At 46.5% G+C, this 617-nt stretch carries 1 protein-coding gene; it reads right to left on the minus strand.

What is annotated here, in order from left to right; all coding sequences use genetic code 11:
* Positions 1 to 509, minus strand: a 509-nt coding sequence (gene phoU, locus L976_RS00040) for a phosphate signaling complex protein PhoU (RefSeq protein WP_047532773.1), incomplete at its 3' end; no start/stop codon positions are given.
* Between the last annotated feature and the right edge of the window lie 108 nt (positions 510 to 617).

Genomic DNA, 617 nt, shown 5'->3' on the forward strand with positions numbered 1-617 from the left:
CCTTCATATTCACGGTCGAGTTTAGCGTCTTCCTTGTGCAGTTCCAATGCAGACTCTGCATCCATACGGGCTAATGCATCTAAAGTGGCGTGGAGCATACGAGTCGCATGGCGGCCCATATTTTCAATACTGACTAATAACGGCTGCTGATTATTCAATCGCTTATCTAATGCAGCCTTGGCAATACGCACACAGGCGTCACCGATACGCTCAAGATCAGCAATGGATTTTGAAATCGCAATGATCATCCGCAAGTCGCTCGCTGCGGGCTGGCGCTTGGCGATAATACGGGTGCATTCTTCGTCAATCGAGACTTCCATCCCGTTGACTTTATGGTCACCTAAGATCACCTTTTGCGCTAATTCGGCATCTAAGGTGCTTAAGGCGTCGATGGCTTGCTCTAATTGACGCTCAACCAAGCCACCCATAGCGAGAACTCGGTTACGAATATCTTCTAGCTCGGCGTTAAATTGCCCAGAGATATGTTTGTTTAAATTCATATTTTCCATTTGGCCAACCTTTTACTCAACTGTATCAACGCCTAGATGGAGTTTGCAATGCTTAACTCTGTTCTAGGCGGTGGCTTATTTCGTTAATCGCTTATCACTCACATCACC

This window comes from Shewanella sp. ZOR0012 (assembly GCF_000798835.1).
GTDB classification, from domain to species: Bacteria; Pseudomonadota; Gammaproteobacteria; order Enterobacterales; family Shewanellaceae; genus Shewanella; species Shewanella xiamenensis.